At 62.3% G+C, this 15,991-nt stretch carries 13 protein-coding genes; 6 read left to right on the plus strand and 7 right to left on the minus strand.

Going from position 1 to position 15,991, the window contains the following annotated elements; all coding sequences use genetic code 11:
• Positions 1 to 7: 7 nt before the first annotated feature.
• The 3 genes from M5G18_RS12130 to M5G18_RS12140 all read right to left on the minus strand — a co-directional run bounded on the left by M5G18_RS12130 (position 8) and on the right by M5G18_RS12140 (position 4,188).
• Complete coding sequence (locus tag M5G18_RS12130; protein ID WP_007956150.1) at positions 8 to 472, minus strand: curlin; 465 nt, start codon at positions 470 to 472, stop codon at positions 8 to 10.
• A 99-nt stretch (positions 473 to 571) separates the two neighbouring features.
• Complete coding sequence (locus M5G18_RS12135; RefSeq protein ID WP_007956151.1) at positions 572 to 2,806, minus strand: Ig-like domain-containing protein; 2,235 nt, start codon at positions 2,804 to 2,806, stop codon at positions 572 to 574.
• A gap of 35 nt (positions 2,807 to 2,841) precedes the next feature.
• Complete coding sequence (locus M5G18_RS12140; protein WP_273899792.1) at positions 2,842 to 4,188, minus strand: hypothetical protein; 1,347 nt, start codon at positions 4,186 to 4,188, stop codon at positions 2,842 to 2,844.
• Positions 4,189 to 4,584: 396 nt separating this feature from the next.
• Between M5G18_RS12140 and M5G18_RS12145 the strand changes: the two genes are divergently transcribed.
• From M5G18_RS12145 to M5G18_RS12165, 5 genes are all read left to right on the plus strand, one after another.
• Complete coding sequence (locus M5G18_RS12145; protein ID WP_273899791.1) at positions 4,585 to 6,033, plus strand: sensor histidine kinase; 1,449 nt, start codon at positions 4,585 to 4,587, stop codon at positions 6,031 to 6,033.
• A 159-nt stretch (positions 6,034 to 6,192) separates the two neighbouring features.
• Positions 6,193 to 9,000, plus strand: a complete 2,808-nt coding sequence (locus M5G18_RS12150) for a multicopper oxidase domain-containing protein (protein ID WP_273899790.1) — start codon at positions 6,193 to 6,195, stop codon at positions 8,998 to 9,000.
• Between the two features lie 17 nt (positions 9,001 to 9,017).
• Entirely contained in the window at positions 9,018 to 10,088 is a 1,071-nt protein-coding gene (locus tag M5G18_RS12155) for an SCO family protein (RefSeq protein ID WP_420793319.1), read from the plus strand.
• A 104-nt stretch (positions 10,089 to 10,192) separates the two neighbouring features.
• Positions 10,193 to 11,686: a sensor histidine kinase gene (locus M5G18_RS12160; RefSeq protein ID WP_273899787.1), complete on the plus strand. Its 1,494-nt coding sequence runs from the start codon at positions 10,193 to 10,195 to the stop codon at positions 11,684 to 11,686.
• Positions 11,655 to 13,091: a sigma-54-dependent transcriptional regulator gene (locus tag M5G18_RS12165; RefSeq protein WP_273899786.1), complete on the plus strand. Its 1,437-nt coding sequence runs from the start codon at positions 11,655 to 11,657 to the stop codon at positions 13,089 to 13,091. The genes M5G18_RS12160 and M5G18_RS12165 overlap by 32 nt, the downstream gene beginning before the upstream one ends.
• Here the strand turns inward: M5G18_RS12165 and M5G18_RS12170 are convergent.
• On the minus strand, positions 13,082 to 13,450 hold the full coding sequence (locus tag M5G18_RS12170) for a hypothetical protein (RefSeq protein ID WP_273899784.1): 369 nt from the start codon (positions 13,448 to 13,450) through the stop codon (positions 13,082 to 13,084). The genes M5G18_RS12165 and M5G18_RS12170 overlap by 10 nt on opposite strands.
• A 162-nt stretch (positions 13,451 to 13,612) precedes the next feature.
• Here M5G18_RS12170 and M5G18_RS12175 point away from each other — a divergent pair, with 162 nt between their 5' ends.
• Positions 13,613 to 14,419, plus strand: a complete 807-nt coding sequence (locus tag M5G18_RS12175; RefSeq protein ID WP_273899782.1) for a class I SAM-dependent methyltransferase — start codon at positions 13,613 to 13,615, stop codon at positions 14,417 to 14,419.
• 12 nt (positions 14,420 to 14,431) lie between these two features.
• Here the strand turns inward: M5G18_RS12175 and M5G18_RS12180 are convergent, their stop codons facing one another.
• The 3 genes from M5G18_RS12180 to M5G18_RS12190 all read right to left on the minus strand — a co-directional run bounded on the left by M5G18_RS12180 (position 14,432) and on the right by M5G18_RS12190 (position 15,877).
• Positions 14,432 to 14,740, minus strand: coding sequence for an addiction module antidote protein (locus tag M5G18_RS12180; protein ID WP_085748448.1), 309 nt, complete (start codon positions 14,738 to 14,740; stop codon positions 14,432 to 14,434).
• A gap of 2 nt (positions 14,741 to 14,742) precedes the next feature.
• Positions 14,743 to 15,036 carry a type II toxin-antitoxin system RelE/ParE family toxin gene (locus M5G18_RS12185; RefSeq protein WP_108560887.1) on the minus strand — a complete coding sequence of 98 codons (294 nt, stop codon included), beginning with the start codon at positions 15,034 to 15,036 and terminating at the stop codon, positions 14,743 to 14,745.
• A gap of 148 nt (positions 15,037 to 15,184) precedes the next feature.
• On the minus strand, positions 15,185 to 15,877 hold the full coding sequence (locus M5G18_RS12190; RefSeq protein ID WP_273899780.1) for a GNAT family N-acetyltransferase: 693 nt from the start codon (positions 15,875 to 15,877) through the stop codon (positions 15,185 to 15,187).
• Between the last annotated feature and the right edge of the window lie 114 nt (positions 15,878 to 15,991).

Here is a 15,991-nt window from a genome sequence, read left to right on the forward strand (position 1 = left end):
GCAGTGCTTAGCGATATTGCTTGACCGAAACGCTCATGCCGTTGCCCGACTGGGTCACGGCGCTTTGCAGCCCCGTGCCGGCCTGCTCGATGCTGGCGTCGTTGTTGTTGCCGTTTTGCGAAATCTGCGCACGGTTGTGGCTGCCGGTTTGCGTGATGGACGCGGCGTTGCCGGAGCCGTTTTGCGTGATCAAGGCCATCAGGTCGCTGCCTTGTTGCAGGATGTACGCCTCCTGATTGCTACCCGACTGCACGATCTTGCCCAGCAGCGACTGACCGTTCTGCGAGAGCAGGGCGAGGTTGACCTGGCCGTTCTGGTCGATCAGGGCTTGCTGGCCCACGGGGGGTGGCAGTTCGCCGAGATCGGCGCTGTTGGGCGCCAGGTCATCGTTTTCCATCAGGTCGTCGGCGCGCACGCCCGCACTGACGCACAGGGCGAGCAGGCAAAGCAGGGCGGCGGTCGGCGTGTTCATGGCGTTGTCCTGTGTTGTGTGTTGCTCAAATCCGGAATCGCGGCTGAGTCAGCCCCACCCACCCCGCGCCTGGCGGTGTGGGTTGGGTGGGGCGTGGGCTCAGAGCGTGGTCACCGAGATGGTGCGAACGGTGCCCTGGGACGAACGGATGGTGGCGGTCGGGTTGGCTGATGGCACGACCAGCGTGTTGTTCAGCGTCAGCCGCCAGCGTCCGGTCACCGGTACCGTGGTAGTGCCCAGCGTTACCAACCCGGTCGGGGTGGTGACCTGCACGGTGATGGTGTTGCCGGTGGTCACCGACGAGGTGCCGGCGAAGTCCCAGTTGAAGCGGCCGCCGGAACGGGCCTGCACGGTCGAAGTGGTGATCGTGAAGGTTTCCGCTGCTGGCCGTGGCGATACTTGCACCGTGACGGTCGCCGGCGTCGACTGGGCGTTGAAGCTGTCCCGGGCGATGTAGGTGAAGGTCGTGGTGAAGGCCGTGGTCACGGTGGCCGGTGGGGTGTAGGTGATCACCGTGCCGTCGGTGCTGACCGTGCCGCGTCCTGCCGGCGGTTGGGTCAGGCTGGCGACGCCCAGCGGTGTGTTGCCTTCCGGATCGGTGTCGTTGGCCAGGACGTTGATCGGGATTGCGACACCCAATGTGGCGACGCTGTCGGCGACGGCGGTCGGTGGCCGGTTAGGCGCGACGGTCACCGTCACGGTCGCCGGGTTGGCCGAGGCCAGGCCTTTGCTGTCTTGCGCCTTGTAGGTGAAGGTCGTGGTCAGCGGTGTGGTCACCACGGCTGGCGGGGTGTAGACCACCGAGGTGGTGCCGCTGAGCGCGACGGTGCCTTGGCCTGCGGCCGGTTGAGTCAACGCGGTTATCGTCAGCGGCACGTTGTTGTCCGGGTCGCTGTCGTTGGTCAGCAGGCTGAGGGTGATCGGCACGCCGAAGCTGGTGCTACCGGTATCGGCGTTGGCCAGTGGCGCCTGGTTTTCACCAGTGTCCGGTGCTGCACCGACCACCACAACTGGCTCGGTGTCGCTGCCGCCGGCGGCGGATTTGACCGTGACGGTGGCCGGAGGCTGGGTCAGGTCGGCGACGGTGATTTTTTGCAGGGTGCCGGTTTTCGACAGGCGTCCGTAGCCCTGGGCAACCATGTCCGGCACCGCGACTTCATCGGTCGAAGTGGCTTCGATCAGCAGGCTGTGGTTGGCCCAGCTGTAGCGGGCGGTCTGGATTTTCACCACGTCGGTGAGCTTGGCCGAGACAGCGGTCGGACGGGTGGTGCCGGCCGGGTTGGTCGCGGTCACGACCACCACCGACGGCAGGGTGCCGTTGCCCAGGCGCTGGCCGAAGAACAGCCCGTTGTTGTCACCCAGCAGACTGGTCTGGCACGGCGTCGGCGGCGGGCCGGGCAGCAACGCCAGGGTTTCGCGGAAGCACAGGGTCGTGCTGCTGTCAGCCTTGGCGAACACCTCGGCGCGCACACCGGCCGACGTCCGGCGATAGGTGGCGCGGTCGATGGCGACGTGGGTCTGTTGACGGTTGTCGAGGACCTTGCCGGCGACCGTGAACAGGTTGGTCTGAATCGAACCGGCGCCCGACGGACCATCGATCCGCAGGAAGTTGGTGTTGAACGGGCTGCCGGTCACCGCTTCGGTGAGGTTCGGGTCGCCGACGAAGGTTTCGATGCCGCCGGTGTCCGGGTTCACTTCGGTGTACGGGCCGTTGATGCTGCGCAGGAACGGGCCGATGGCGCCGTTGAGCGCACCGCTGAAGTTGCCCGGCGCGCCGATGCCGATGTCCTTGGTGATGTTGATCGCCCGCCGGCCCGGCGTGGTGACGTTGACGGTTTCAACGCCGTACGGGTGGGTGATGGTGTAGGTGCCGGCCACCGGGACGTTCACCCGGATACGGATCCGCGCGAAGCTTTGCTGATCGCCATCGACCGGATTCTCCGAGGCGAACGCCGCTTCAATGCCGGCGACGTAGGCGTCTACGCCGAAACCGGCACCGTTGTTGGGGATCGCGGTTTCAGCCAGGAACCAGAAAGCTTCCGGCGGCCAGTTGTCGGGGAACACCATCGGCAGGGTGTCATCGAACACGCCCGGTTCCGGCAGCAGGGTGCACATGTACGCCGGCGGGGTGCTGACCGGCACCCGCGAACTGGCGGCGCGCGATTGGCAGAGCTCCATCGACAGCAGGTTGTTGTCCTGGTACCACATCGGGAATTTCCCGGTGGCGAAGGTGTAAGGGCCGGGATCGACGGCGGCCAGTTGCGCGAACGCACTGCCGGTCAGCGAGATTGTCAGCCCGAGCGCGTTGAGCGCGAAGCGTGGCCACTTGTTCATGATGCCTCCTGATGCGGATCTGGGCATGTGAGCGTTCATTGCACGATGACCACTTCTTCGGTATCGCTGCCGCCGTTGGACGACGTCACCCGAACCTTGGCCGGTGGAATCGGCGTGATCCCGGTGGCCAGGGTTTTCACCGCGCCGTCACCGCCCAGCGCACCGATGGCGGCGCCGGTGCCGGAGGTGGCGGTGAGCACCGGTGGCGAAGTTTCGTCACTGGTCGAGGCCACCACGGTCAATTGCCCGGAACTGAGGCTGTACTCGGCGCGCTGGATCACCACCAGGTCGGTCAGGGTCATGGGCAGGGTGGTGGGCGAGCTGGTGGCGATCGCCAGGTGGTTGTCGGCGGTCACTTGCAGCACGGTCGGCAAGGTCGGGTTGACCGCCGATTGCGCGTACCAGCTGCCGGTGCTGTCGGCTTCTTTCATGTTCACCACCGGGGTGCTACTGGTGATGGCGGCGGTGCCCGGCGCGGGTGGGGCCTGGACGAACACGTCTTGCTGGGCCACCGGCGCACTGTCACCCGGTTTGCGCGAGTAGGTGCTGCGCTGCGGGATCAGCGGGGTCGGCCGCACCACCGTCGACAACTTGCCGGACACGGCGAAGGTGGTGGTGCGCAGGTCAATGCCGCCCGGGCCTTCGATGCGCACGTAGTTGGTGTTGAACGGGCTGCCGGTCACGGCTTCGTTGAGGTTCGGGTCGCCGACAAACTGCTCGGCCGCGCCGCTCACCGGGTTGGTCTCGGTGTACGGCCCGTTGACGCTGCGCAGGAACGGACCGATGTCGCCCTTGAGCGCGCCGTCGTAGGTTTGCGGGGTGCCGATGCCGATGTCGCGGGTCATGTTGATGGCGCGGCGACCGGGGGTGTCGACGTTGAACACATCGACCCCGTAAGGGTGGGTGATGACGTAGGTGCCGGCAGTCGGCACATCGACCCGGATACGAATTCGCGCAAAGCTCACCTGATCGCCTTCCACCGGCTCTTCGGCGGCGAACGCGGCTTCGACGGCGCTCACGTAACCGAGGTTGATTCCGCGCGCGGCATCGACCAGCGAGGTCTCGCCGGTGAACCAGAACGCTTCATCGGGGAAGTTGGTGGGGAACACGATCGGCTGCGCGTCATCGAACACGCCGGGGGTCGGCAGCAGCGAGCACATGTACGACGGGGCGCCCGGGGTGCTCGGCACGCGGGAGCTGAGTGCTTTGGACAGGCACAGATCCAGGGTGCGACCGTGGGTGTCCTGATACCAGCTGGCGAAACCGCCATTGGCCGGTGTGTAGGGACCCGGATCGACGGCGAACAGAGCGGCCTGGGCAATGCCCTGGGCCAAGGCGCTCACGACCAGGACGGTCGCGGTTTTGGACAGTAAAGGGTGCATGAGTTAATCCCTCTATCAAAGTACCTGCCCCTTGGGGATGGGTCAGTTGCAGAGGGCTTTACAACTTCCATACCAACGACGGGCCAACCGGCCGCAAACGCCCGTGGTGCAAGGGTTCAAGCGTTGGCGAGCAGGTTGTGGAGACAGCGTGGATAGGGCGACATCCCCCAGCATTGGGGATTGTGGGGCGGGCGCTGCACAAAAAACTGTGGGAGCTGGCTTGCCAGCGATAGCGTCGTGTCAGTCACTACTTTGGGCACTGGAAGTCCGCTATCGCTGGCAAGCCAGCTCCCACAGGATTTCGGGGACTGATGACCTTTGCATTCCCCCCCGTATCCGGGCAAACACCCAACCGTGGGCTATAACCCTATAGGGACGTATCGGGAAGTCGCCGCCATGAACATGCAGTCAAAATCGCTACCGATCGAGGAGGGCAGCCAGCGGCTGAACTCGCGCAAGCAGCCGTTCAACCTGTTGCGCTGGTTTTCATTGATCAGCATGGCAGTGATCGGCACCGTGGCCGTGGCGCTCGGGGCGGTGTCGACACGGTTCGTGATCGAAGAAAGCGTGCAGCGCGATGCCTTGCTGACCGCACAGTTCATCCAGGCGATTGCGGCGGCGGAGGTGCGCCACGTTTCGATTCCCAATGTCCGCACCATGGGCGAATTGCTCGACCCGCGCCAGGACAAGGACTTTCCCGACGTCGACCCGGCGGCCCGGGCCAGTGCCCGGGGCGAATTTCTCGATCACATCGAGCATTTGCCGGACGTGATCCTCGCCAATATTTATGCGCCGGACCGTACCGTGATCTGGTCGACCAACCCGGCGCTGACCAACACCCGCATTCATGCCGACGAAGACCTCGACCGGGCCTTCGATGAAAAGATCCCGGTGTCGGCCAGTTATCACGACGTCGACAAGGCCCGTGAAGAACAAAAGTTCGTGGTGCCGCCGGAATACATCTTCATCGAAAACTACATCCCGCTGTTCGACGCCGAGGGCAAGAACGTCACGGCGATGGTCGAGATCTATAAAGAGCCGAAAGACCTGATCGCCCGCATGGAGCGCGGCCTGACGCTGATCTGGCTGGCCACCGCGCTGGGCGGCGGGCTGATTTACCTGGGGCTGTACTGGATCGTGCGGCGGGCGGCGATTCTGCTGGCGGCCCAGCAAAAACAACTGATCGCCAACGAAACCTTTGTCGCGCTGGGCGAGATGTCTTCGGCGGTGGCTCACAGCCTGCGCAACCCGCTGGCGACCATTCGTTCCAGCGCCGAGCTGGCGCTGGAGTTCGACGCGGGGCCGGCGCAGAAAAACATCAAGGACATCATCGGCCAGGTCGACCGCATGTCGAAGTGGGTGCGCGAACTGCTGCAATCGTTGCGACCGCTCAATGACGACCCGGAACCGGTAAATCTGGTGGCAGCGCTGCACGACAGCCTGATGGCATTCGAGCAGCAGATCGCCAAGGCCGGCGTGCACGTGGTGTTTCATCCCCAGCAAACGCCGATGGTGCTGAGCCAACCCATCCAGCTCACGCAAATCCTCAACAGCCTGTTGGCCAATGCGCTGGAGGCCATGGACAAGGGCGGCACGCTGACCATCACCCTCGAACCGAGCGACAGCCGTGGCGTGAGCGTCATGCTCAGCGACACCGGCAAAGGCATGAACGAGGAACAGCGCAGCATGGCGTTCCGGCCGTTCTTCACCACCAAGCAGGGCGGCCTCGGCGTGGGGCTGGTGCTGGTCAAAAGGATCATGGAACGCTTCGGTGGCGGCGTGAGCCTGGACAGCCGCGAAGGCGAGGGCACCACCGTTCGTCTGGCGTTTCAGCTCATTCAGTAAATTGGGGTGAACTTTCCCCCAGCAGTGGGTGTCAGGCCCCGGTCACCGGGGAGTGGGGAATGCAACAGCGCGTGCAAGTCCCTGTAACAAATGGAAATGATTTTTTGGCGAGGTAATTGCAAAACACCATCACCCCTTCCTTAGATGAGGCGGCTGGTGATGGACAGAGCAATGCGTGACCCCAAAAAGCTGTTCCTGTTGACGCCACTGAGCGTCTTTCTGATGTTGACCCTCGGCCAGATGACCGCGGTCCGAGCGAGCCCGATCGACGACGAGAACCAGCCGGAAGTTTCCGACCCGTCGGCCTATTACGACGAGCCCGCAGATCGCGCCGGTGCGCTCAACGCGATCCTGACCATGCCCGAGGCCAACGAAGACTCTTTCGATCTGCCTGATGGGATCAAAGGCACGCGGAACACGACGCGCACGGAAAACATCCTGCCGCCCACCGTCCAGACCAGTTTCAATTACCCCACCAACGGCAAGCCGAGCCCGCTGTACGGGGCCCAGCCGTTCACTCAGCAACTGGTGCTGTTCGAAGAGTTCGGCCCGGAAAAGCTCGACCCGACCACACCGGCCGCGCCGTTGAGTTTTCCGCCGGCGGCCATCGGCCCGGCGCCGGCGCAAGACCCGAACAACATCGCTCGCAGCGCACCTCCCGGTACGGCGCTGGATGCATTCCTGCGTCAACCGGGGCTCACGCCATTTCCGAGTCAGTTCGCCAACACGGTTGACCGCAACCCGTGGCAGGCGCAGATCGAACTGTTCCTCAACCGTCACATCGGTTCGTCTGCCGAAGGCCGGCCACCGGGAAAAGGCTGGGCCCATCAGCGCTGGAACGAGTTCTACCCGCAAGTGGCCTACAAGACCGTGCAGACCGGTGCGCGCCTGAACGGCGGCCTGCGTGACAGTCGGCAGATGCACGGTTATGCCGTCGGCGAATTTGGCCCCGGCGGTCTGTACCACAACGTCGCGGGCGTGCCGGCGACCGATGGCACGGCCAAGGGTGTCGACCCACGGTTCCACCCGGCGATGCCGGTGCAGGACCACAACTCGGTGTGGACCTTCGACGGCACGCTGCCGCCGAAACTGTTGATGGTGCGCTACGGCCAACCGGTGCTGATGCGTCACTACAACGGCTTGCCGATCGATCCTTCCGCCAACCGCGGTTTCGGTCTGCACACCATCACCACCCACGAGCACAACGGCCACGCGCCAGCGGAAAGCGACGGTTATGCCAACGCGTTCTTCTTCCCCGGCCAGTACTACGACTATCGCTGGCCGATCCAGCTCGCCGGTTACGACAGCATCAACACCAAGGCTGAAGACCCACGCGCGGCGTTCCCGTGCGCACCGGGGGAAACCCTGTGGGTCAACGATATTCAGCCTGCGAAAAAGACCTGCGACCACGGCACCATCAAGATTCGCGGCGACTGGCGCGAAACCATGAGCACCCACTGGTTCCACGACCACATGCTCGATTTCACCGCGCAGAACGTCTACAAGGGCAACGCGGCGATGATGAACTACTACAGCGCCCTGGACCGTGGCAACGAATCGGTGAACGACGGCGTCAACCTGCGTTTCCCCAGTGGCAGCGCCTTGCCGTGGGGCAACCGCGACTACGACGTCAACCTGGTGTTCGCCGACAAGGCCTGGGATCAGCAAGGTCAGCTGTGGTTCAACCCGTTCAACACCGACGGCTTCATCGGCGATCAGGTGCTGGTCAACTGGCAATGGAAACCGACCCTCGACGTGCGGGCCCGGAGTTATCGTTTCCGCATCCTCAACGGTTCGGTGTCGCGCTACTTCAAGCTCGCGCTGGTGCGTGAAGTCAAAGGCAGCGGCGGCGAATTCCAGGGGCCGAAAAACTCCGGTGTGTCGTACACCCGCGTGCCGTTCCACATGATTGCCAACGACGGCAATATCATGGAGCACAGCGTGCCGTTCGACGGTTCGATGGACCTCGATGCCGACGGCGACAAGCAGAACCACAACGCGATTCTGCCGACCCAGGGCATCGCCGAGCGGTTCGACATCATCGTCAACTTCGCGAAAAACGGCATCAAACCGGGTGACAAGGTGTTCTTCGTCAACCTGCAAGCCCAGGACGACGGCAAAGGTCCGAAAGAGGTGATCTCGCTGGCCGATGTGCTTTCCGAGAAATACCTGCCGGTGATCAAGCAGACCAGCAAGGGGCCGCAGTGGGACAAGGGTGACCCGGTGGTGGGCAAGGTTCTGCAGCTCAACGTCAAGGCGTTCACCGGCCAGGACCTGGCCATGGACCCGGCGGCCTACGAACCGGCCAAACCGGGCAAGGCCGAAGGCATGGTGATGATTCCGCTGAAGATCCACCGCGACAACGCTGCCGACAAGGCCCTGCTCGCCAAGGCGCTGCACCGGACCTTCATCTTCGGTCGCGCCGACGGCACCGATGAAGCGCCGTGGACGATCAAGACCGATGGCGGTTTCGGTTTCCACATGGACCCGCGCCGGTTGAATGCCTCGACCAAACTCGCCAGCGGCCCGACCGACGCCGGGGTCAGCGGCATCGGCACCCTGGAAGTGTGGAACATCAAGGCCGGCGGCAAAGGCTGGAGCCATCCGGTGCACGTGCACTTCGAGGAGGGGATCATCCTCAGCCGTGGCGGCAAGGCGCCGCCAGAGTGGGAAAAATGGGCGCGCAAGGACGTCTACCGCATCGGTTCGGAAGCCGACGGGCTGGACAGCGTCGAGATGGCGATCAACTTCCGCGAGTTTGCCGGGACCTACATGGAGCACTGTCACAACACCCAGCATGAGGACAACTCGATGCTGCTGCGTTGGGACCTTGAGAAACCCGGGCAACTGCAGTTGATGCCGACACCGCTGCCGAGCTGGGATGGTGTGCGCTACGTCAACTCCGCCGCACTGCCAACCTTCCGTACTGGCGATGGCTTCGGCCCGCAAGTGACCGTGAAACCATGAGCAGGGAGGGAGCCGACATGACCCAGCCAACGCCGCGCTCCCGCGCCCTGGGCATACACCTGATTCTGGTGCTGGTCACCTGCCTGCTCGGCAGTCAGGTGCTCATCGCCCATCAGGCGCAGCCCGAAGGCGCCAGCGAATCCGCCACCCCGTGGGGTGGCGACTATTTCCCCAACACCCTGCTGACCGACCAGGACGGCAAGCAGGTGCGTTTTTTCGATGACCTGATCAAAGACAAGGTGGTGGTGATCAATTTCATCTTCACCTCGTGCAGCGACTCCTGCCCCCTGGAAACCGCACGCCTTCGCCAGGTGCAGAAACTGTTGGGGGACCGGGTCGGGAAAGACATCTTTTTCTACTCGATCACCATCGATCCGCTCAGTGACACCCCCGAAGTGCTCAAGGCCTATTCGCAACGCTTCAAGGTCGGCCCCGGCTGGAAATTCCTCACCGGCGAGTTCGAAGACGTCACCGACCTGCGCAAGAAACTCGGGCTGTTCATCGAAGGCGTCGACAACGGCCGCACCAAGGATCACAACTTGAGCCTGATCGTCGGCAACCAGAGTACCGGGCGCTGGATGAAAGCCTCGCCGTTCGAGAACCCGTGGATCCTTGCCGATCAGCTCGCCAACACCTTGCAGAACTGGAAACAGGCCAGCACCGAAGAAAGCTACGCCGACGCCCCGCAGATCCGTCCGCCGAGCAATGGTGAAGAACTGTTTCGCACCCGCTGCGCCTCATGCCACAGCCTCGGCCCGCAGGACGGCGAAGGCATCGGCATGCGCAACATCGGCCCGGACCTGATCGGCGTGACCCGCCAGCGTGATCCGGCCTGGCTCAATCGCTGGATCCGCGAACCGGATCGGGTGTTGGCGGAAAAAGACCCGATCGCGCTGCAACTGTTCGAGCAATACGAGCGCATCCCGATGCCGAATCTGCGTCTGGATGAAGCTTCGGCGCAGTCGATCATCGAGTTTCTGAGTGCCGAAACCGAGCGTCAGCATCCGTCTGTACAACCCTTGGCTGACGGGGCGTTGACGCCAGTAAAACCGGGTTCTGCGAGCGACGCGGTGAGTCGTATGCAGTAGCGGCTAAATAGCATCATTGAACCGTGTGTCACGGTCATTGCCACCTACACTCATTCGAGAAGGCGGCTGTAACGGGCTCGACACAAAAACGCCAGGGCATTCCCATGCAGCGACTGGAAGAACAAAAAACCGCAACGCCGAACGTAGCGTTGGCAGCCATCAAGAGTTGGGGCGGGCAGTTCAATCTGCTGCGCTGGTTCTCGCTGGCCAGTTTTTTCATCATCGCGGCCGTGGCGCTGGGGCTGGGGTATATCTCCACGCGCTTCGTGGTCACCGAAAGCGTGGAGCGCGACGCGCTGCTCACCGCGCAATTCGTGCAGGCCATCGGCGATGCGGAAATGCGCCACGCCAATATCACGCCACACCGAACCATGGGCGAGATGCTCGACCCGCGCCAGGACGGGAACTACCCCGACGTCGACCCGCTGGCCCATGCGTCGGCCCGCGCCGAGTTTCTCGATCATGTCGAACACTTGCCCGACGTGTTGCTGGCCACGGTGTATGCCCTGGATCGCACGATCATCTGGTCGACCAACCCCGAGCTGATCAACGTCAGGATTGAAGACGACGACGAGCTGGACGAGTCCTTCGAAATGAAAGTGCCGGTGTCTTCCAGCTACCACAAGATCGACGACGAAAAGCCCGAACAGAAGCTGTCCCGCGAACCGAAATACCTGTTCATCGAAAACTACATCCCGATGTTCAACGCCGACAAAAGCAAAGTCGTCGCCATGGTCGAGATCTACAAGGAACCGGCGGATCTGGTGGACCGTATCGACCGTGGGTTCGCTTCGATCTGGGCCGCGACCATTCTTGGCGGCGCGGCGATTTACCTTGGCTTGTTCTGGATCGTGCGGCGCGCCTCGACGCTGCTGCAGAGCCAGCAACAGCAGCTGATCAGCAACGAAACCTTTGTCGCCCTGGGCGAGATGTCCTCGGCGGTGGCCCACAGCCTGCGCAATCCGCTGGCGACCATTCGCTCCAGCGCCGAACTGGCCCAGGAAATCGCCAGCCCCGGCGCGCAGCGCAACATCGGCGACATCATCAGCCAGGTCGACCGCATGTCGCGCTGGGTGCGCGAGCTGCTGGTGTCGTTGCGCCCGATGAGTGACGACGGCGAGGCGGTGGATTTGCTGGCGGCGGTCGAGGACACCCTGGGGGCGTTTGACGCGCTGATCCGGCGCAATGGCGTCGAAGTGCGATTCACGCCACAAAATTGCCCGCCGGTCGTCAGTCAAAAGGTGCTGCTGACGCAAATACTCAATAGCCTGTTTGCCAACGCCCTGGAAGCGATGCCCAAGGGCGGTGTACTCAGTGTCGAGATTGAAACACCGCACACCGGTCATGTGCGCATGACCCTGAGCGACACCGGCAAAGGCATGAGCGCGCAGCAGCAACAGCTGGTGTTCAAACCGTTTTTCACCACCAAGCAGGGCGGCCTCGGGGTTGGCCTCGCGCTGGTCAAAAGAATCATGGAGCGGTTTCAGGGTTCGGTCATTCTGACCAGCCGGGAGCAGGAAGGAACCCGCGTCAGTCTCAACTTTAGAGTGGCATCGGGAGGGGAATATGGAACACAGCATTCTGCTGGTCGAGGATGACGAACTGCTGGCCGAGAATATTCAGACCTACCTGGAGCGCAAAGACTTCGAGGTGACGGTCTGCCACTCGGCCGAGGACGCGCTGGGGCAACTGGAAAGCTTCATGCCGGACATCGTCCTGACCGACAACTCGCTGCCGGGCATGAGCGGTCACGATCTGATCCAGAAGCTGCGCATCAGCGCGCCGGAACTGAAAGTGATCATGATGACCGGTTACGGCAACGTCGAAGACGCGGTGGTCGCAATGAAGGAGGGCGCCTTTCATTACGTCACCAAACCGGTCGCGCTGCCGGAACTCAAACTGCTGCTGGACAAGGCCCTGGCCACCGAACGGATGGAACGCACGCTGTCGTTCTATCAGGAGCGCGAAGCGCAGAAATCCGGGGTGCAGGCGCTGATCGGCGAATCGTCGCCGATGCAGTACCTGAAAAACACCATCGGCCAGTTGCTCGACGCCGAGCGGCGCATGGCCAACACCGATCTGCCGCCGGTGCTGGTGGAAGGCGAAACCGGAACCGGCAAGGAACTGGTGGCCCGCGCGCTGCACTTCGACGGCCCGCGCAGCAAAGGCCCGTTCATTGAATTCAACTGCGCGTCGATTCCGTCCAACCTGGTGGAATCGGAACTGTTCGGCCACGAGAAAGGCGCCTTCACCGACGCCAAGGATCGCCGGGTCGGGCTGGTTGAAGCGGCGGACGGCGGCACGCTGTTTCTCGACGAGATCGGCGAAATGGACCTGCTGTTGCAGGCCAAACTGCTCAAGTTGCTGGAGGATCGCACCATTCGCCGGGTCGGCTCGGTGAAGGAGCGCAAGGTCAACCTGCGGGTGATCAGCGCCACCAATTGCAACCTTGAGCAAATGGTTCAGCAGGGAAAATTCCGCCGCGATCTGTTTTTCCGTTTGCGGATCATCTCGATCAAGGTCCCGCGCCTGTACGCCCGGGGCGAAGACATCCTGCTGCTGGCCCGGCACTTCCTCGCCAGCCACGGCAAACGCTATGGCAAACCGAACCTGCATTTCAGCGATCAGGCCGAAGAGCTGCTGCTCAGTTACACCTGGCCGGGCAACGTGCGCGAACTGCGCAACATGCTCGAACAGACCGTGCTGCTGGCGCCGAGCGACACCATCGCCGCGCATCAACTGAACGTGTGCATGAGCCTGTGCGATGACCTGCCATCGCAGCATCAGCACGAGGTGCCGCACACGCACTTCGAACCGCGCCCGGCGAGCAACACCGAATCGATGAACCTGCCGGAAGTCGAGCGCGACATGGTGCGCAAGATGCTCGACAAGACCGACTGGAACGTCACCAAATCGGCGCGCCTGCTGGGCCTGAGCCGCGACATGCTGCGCTACCGCATCGAAAAACTCGGCCTGGCGCGCCCGGACAAGCGTCAGTGGTAGACCGCGTTGCTGCGTGGGCTGGGCGTGCCGAGGCATTCGAGCACGCACGTCGGGTCCAGCACTTCGTCGTTGACGTAAATGCCGCGTTCGGCATCGTAGGTGCGGATAAACACCCGCACCGTCGCATCGGCCACGGTGGGCAGCTGCGAGTCATGGAACACATGGCGATCCGGGATGACGACGAAGTCCTGCGGCGACGCGTCATCGAACGGCCGGGGTGGCTGAGCGGACAGCGACGGCGGAGCAGGGTGGGCAAAAGGCTGGTCCGACCCGTAGTAGTTGAAGTTGCTGTCCAGCGCCTGCGCCTGGGCGGCGGCGAGCAGACAGGCGGACAACAGCAGTCGATTGAACATTCCCATGGCAGCACCTGTGGAAGCGGATTTCCCCAAGGCTATTAACTATAGCTGTCCGTGGTGCAGGCGCTGGTGCAAGTTTGCCGGCTTACAAGTTCGCAACAACCTGTAACGCGAGGCTGAACTAGACTCGGGCCGCTCAATCGTGAGCATCGCCCGGAGTGCGCCATGGAAGTGCCAAACAATAAAAACGCCGTCGAGAGCAATCGTCAGGCGTGGAACGATTCCGCCCGTCATCACCAGGATTCGCCCGACTGGCAGGCCTTGCTGACCGAAGTCACGCAGGCTGACTTTTCCTGCCTCGACGACACCCTTCGCGGCTTGCTCGAGCAGGTCGGTGTCTATGGCAAGGACGTCGTGCAGCTGTGTTGCAACAACGGCCGCGAAAGCCTGTCGCTGTTTGCCCTCGGCGCACGGAGCGTGGTCGGTATCGATCAGTCGAGCGCGTTTCTCGAACAGGCCCGCGAACTGAACAAGCGTTCGCCGCACAAGGCCGAGTTCATCGAAGCCGATATTCATCATTTGCCTGAATCGCTGCGCGCCCGTTTCGACGTCGCGCTGATCACCATCGGCGTCTTTGGCTGGATGCCCGACGTTGGCGAATTCTTCCGCCACGTCGCCTCGACCCTGAAACCGGGCGGACAACTGGTGATCTACGAAACCCACCCGTTCCTGGAAATGGTCGACCCCGAGGCCGAAGACCCGTTTCGCCTTGCCACCTCGTACTTTCGCGAAGAACCGTTCGTGCAGGAAGAACCGATCGTCTACGTCGGCAAGGTCGAACAGCCGGCGGCGAAGTCCTACTGGTTCGTGCACACCCTCGGCGCGATCTTCACCGCCGCCATCGAGGCCGGCCTGAACATCACGCACTTCAAGGAATACCCGCACTCGAACCGGGAAGAAGTGTATGACCAGTACCAGAACCGCGAGGCGCAGATGCCGATGTGTTTTACCTGGGTGGGGGTGAAGCGCTGAGTAGCGCAGCTTTCAGGACGTGGAGTGATTCAGCACATGTCCCGGTTGCGCACACAGATCGATGCCAAGGGCATGAATGACTTTAAGTACCGTGTCGAAGCGAGGCTTGGCTCCTGGTGCGAAAGCCTTGTACAGACTTTCGCGCCCCATGCCCGAATCCTTCGCAATCTGCGTCATGCCACGCGCCTTGACGACATAACCGATTGCACGAAGAAACTCTTCGTTGTCACCGTCGGCCAACACTTGGGATAGGTATTCACTGATGGCTTCATCACTGTCCAGCAGTGCTGCCATATCAAAAGCTGTCAAAGTCTGGCTCATGGTTAAACCTCCTTTGCCATTTTTTTTGCACGTCTGATGTCCGCGCTTTGTGAGGATTTGTCGCCGCCGGCCAGCAAAACGATGACTACACCGTTACGCATCGTGAAGTAGACCCGATACCCGGCGCCGACATCAACGCGCATTTCCGACACACCATCACCTACGGGTTTAATGTCGCCTAGATTACCTGCTGATGCACGATCTATGCGACGGGCAATAGCAACCTTGGCACGGAGATCTCGAATAGAGGCATGCCAGGTCACGAACACGGATGTTTGTTGCACGAAATAGTTCATGGCTCGACTGTATCCATTTGGATACGGTCGAGCAGTCAGCCGGTTCTGGTATCGGCCTTGGATGTGTCGTCTGCATGTGTAGGCAAGTAGTCTCAGATTATGTAGGAGCTAGCGTCTCCGATAGCTCCTACCGTGCTGCAGTGAACCTTTAAGCCTGCGCAGCCGCCGTCACCACCGGCCGTCCCGGTTTGCGCAGCGGGTCCAGGCGTGAGCCTTCGTAGCGGGTTTCGCGGAAGAAGCGCCATTTGCCGAACAGGCAATAGACGTGCATGACGCGGCCCTGTTCGTGGTAGCCCATGCGGATGTGCAGTTTCAGCGCCGGGATGTTGTGGGTTTCGCAGACGTCAACCACCTTGTTGCAACCCTGGGCGGCCATGGCTTCCCAGAGGGCGACCTGGACGTCCACCGACAGGCTGCTGCCGAAGTAGGCGCGGGTCATTTCGCCGCCGAATTCGAAGAATTCTCCGGGTTTGACCGGGAAGGTGCAGCCGTAATAGTGGCGGTCGTGGTAGTCGCGAATGCTGCCCCAGATAAACCCGACCGCATGGCCGTCGGCGTCCAGGTACATGTGCCCGGTGTGGCCCTCGTTGGCCAGTTCGGCCATGGTCTCCACCCGGTCACCGAAGTGCTTGGTGAACGCGCCGGCATTCTCGGCGGTGATGTCGACTTTGCGCAGGCCGTCGTAGGGGCGCAGCTTGTGCGGCGGTACCGGGCTGACCAGGTCGCGCTCCATCCACAACAGTTCCCAATGGAAGAACACGTAGCGTTTCCACAACGTGCCGAAGGTGCGGCCCAGGCCTTTTTGCTTGATATGTTCGCGCAGCTTTTCAATGACGCTCATGATGCCCTCCGTGGCCGAAGCCCGGGTGTTGTGGATGACGCTTTTGTGGGTATAGATCACCCCTGCAAGTCCATGTCAAAGCGCCAGCTTTGAAAGTATTGCAAGTTGTGTAAC

This window comes from Pseudomonas aphyarum (assembly GCF_028657055.1).
Taxonomy (GTDB): domain Bacteria; phylum Pseudomonadota; class Gammaproteobacteria; order Pseudomonadales; family Pseudomonadaceae; genus Aquipseudomonas; species Aquipseudomonas aphyarum.

Coding starts and splice junctions, on each gene's coding strand:
- M5G18_RS12170 (WP_273899784.1), bottom strand. CDS start 13,450: ATGGGAATGTTCAATCGACTGCTGTTGTCCGCCTGTCTGCTCGCCGCC.
- M5G18_RS12150 (WP_273899790.1), top strand. CDS start 6,193: ATGGACAGAGCAATGCGTGACCCCAAAAAGCTGTTCCTGTTGACGCCA.
- M5G18_RS12140 (WP_273899792.1), bottom strand. CDS start 4,188: ATGCACCCTTTACTGTCCAAAACCGCGACCGTCCTGGTCGTGAGCGCC.
- M5G18_RS12190 (WP_273899780.1), bottom strand. CDS start 15,877: ATGAGCGTCATTGAAAAGCTGCGCGAACATATCAAGCAAAAAGGCCTG.
- M5G18_RS12175 (WP_273899782.1), top strand. CDS start 13,613: ATGGAAGTGCCAAACAATAAAAACGCCGTCGAGAGCAATCGTCAGGCG.
- M5G18_RS12160 (WP_273899787.1), top strand. CDS start 10,193: ATGCAGCGACTGGAAGAACAAAAAACCGCAACGCCGAACGTAGCGTTG.
- M5G18_RS12130 (WP_007956150.1), bottom strand. CDS start 472: ATGAACACGCCGACCGCCGCCCTGCTTTGCCTGCTCGCCCTGTGCGTC.
- M5G18_RS12165 (WP_273899786.1), top strand. CDS start 11,655: ATGGAACACAGCATTCTGCTGGTCGAGGATGACGAACTGCTGGCCGAG.
- M5G18_RS12185 (WP_108560887.1), bottom strand. CDS start 15,036: ATGAACTATTTCGTGCAACAAACATCCGTGTTCGTGACCTGGCATGCC.
- M5G18_RS12155 (WP_420793319.1), top strand. CDS start 9,018: ATGACCCAGCCAACGCCGCGCTCCCGCGCCCTGGGCATACACCTGATT.
- M5G18_RS12135 (WP_007956151.1), bottom strand. CDS start 2,806: ATGAACAAGTGGCCACGCTTCGCGCTCAACGCGCTCGGGCTGACAATC.
- M5G18_RS12180 (WP_085748448.1), bottom strand. CDS start 14,740: ATGAGCCAGACTTTGACAGCTTTTGATATGGCAGCACTGCTGGACAGT.
- M5G18_RS12145 (WP_273899791.1), top strand. CDS start 4,585: ATGAACATGCAGTCAAAATCGCTACCGATCGAGGAGGGCAGCCAGCGG.